Genomic DNA, 1,588 nt, shown 5'->3' with positions numbered 1-1,588 from the left:
GACCAGGAGCTGGCCGCGCTGTGCCGGAGCGCACCGGACCGGCGGCCGGCGGCGGCCGCGGTCCGCGAGGAACTCTCCCGGGTGCTGCCCGCGGCACTGGTCCCGTCCCGTCTCGTCTTCGCCGCGGACCTCCCGCTGACCACCAACGGCAAGCTCGACCGCGCCGCCGCGCGCCGCCTGCTCGACGCCGGCACCGAGGAGGACACGGCGCCCGACCCCGGGAAACCGGCAGCCGGGGCGGACCTCACGGGGACGCCCGAGCCCCTCGCACCGGACCGGGTGGCGCTGGCCGCCGCCCGCCTCCTCGGCATGGAGCACGTCGTCGAGGACGCGGACCTCTTCCGGCTCGGCGCCACGTCGTTCACCATGATCCGGCTGGCCCAGGACATCCAGCGCCGGTACGGCATCGACGTGCCCCTGGAAGCCCTGGTGCGGCGCCCGACACCGGCAGGCATCGCCGCCGCAGCCGGCTCCACCGAGCCGGCCATCGCGGTCGGCGGCACCGATGCCGCGCCCGGACCACGACCGAGCCCCGAAGACGTCGCCACGCTCGCCGCCCAGCTGCTGGAGCGGCGATCGGTGAACCCGGACGAGGACCTCTTCGCGCTCGGCGCCACGTCGTTCACCATGATCCGGCTGGCGCAGGACATCCAGCGCCGGTACGGCGCGGACGTCCCGGTCGATGTGCTGGTGAGCCGGCCGACCGCCCGCGGCGTCGCCGAGGCAGTGGCCCCGCCGACCGCGAGCCCGGCAGGGACGGCACCCGACGGGCACGACACCCCGGACGCCGCCGGCGCCCCCGACGTCCGCATCGCCTTCGACGCCGCGGCCAAGGCGGCCTTCAAGGCCGAACGCCGCTCGCTGCGCCGCTACGGCCCGGACCGTCGCCGCGTGGGTCTCGATCTGCCGCCGGACCGGACACCGCCCGCCCGGCCGGTGCGCAGCGTGCGGGAGTTCGCCGACCGGCCGGTGGACCTTCGCTCGCTGTCCCGGCTGGCGCTGGCCTTCACCGAACTGGATCCGGACGACGGCGGCAGGCGGCCCTACCCGTCGGCCGGCGGCCTGTACCCGGTCCAGGTGTACGTGTACGTCAAGCCTGGGCGGGTGACGGGCGCCGCCGCGGGCGTGTACTACCTCGACCCCGTCGCCCGCTCCCTCGTCCTGCTGGCCGAGGGCGAGGTGATCGACGCGGAGTGCCATGTGCGCTACAACCGGCCGGTGTTCGACGGGGCGGCCTTCGGCCTGTTCCTGGTGTCCACGCCCGCGGCGATCGCACCCGCGTACGGAAAGGTCCTGGCCGCCCGGTACTCCGCGATCGAGGCCGGCCACATGGCCCAGGCGGCCATGGAACGCGCGAGCGGGCTGCGTCTGGGGCTGTGCCCGGTCGGCGACATGGACTTCGCGTCGGTGCGGAGCCACTTCGCCCTCGACGACGGTCAGGAGCTGCTGGTGTCCCTGTGGGGCGGCGCTCTGCCCGACGCGGACGACGTCCCGCCGGACGCGGTGGCCGTGGTCGGCTTCGCCGCCCGGCTGCCCGGCACGGACCCGGCCGACAGTGGTGGCCGGGCTGGCCCGGCTGCTGTCCGAG

General features: G+C 76.1%; 1 protein-coding gene. It reads left to right on the top strand.

Going from position 1 to position 1,588, the window contains the following annotated elements:
• On the top strand, window positions 1–1,588 hold a 1,588-nt coding region (locus CLM62_RS31670; protein ID WP_218835640.1), incomplete at both ends, for a phosphopantetheine-binding protein.

This window comes from Streptomyces sp. SA15 (assembly GCF_002291145.1).
In the GTDB taxonomy this organism is placed as follows: domain Bacteria; phylum Actinomycetota; class Actinomycetes; order Streptomycetales; family Streptomycetaceae; genus Streptomyces.
The sequence above is the reverse complement of the archived record's forward strand: the minus strand, read 5'-3'. Positions and strand labels throughout refer to the sequence as shown.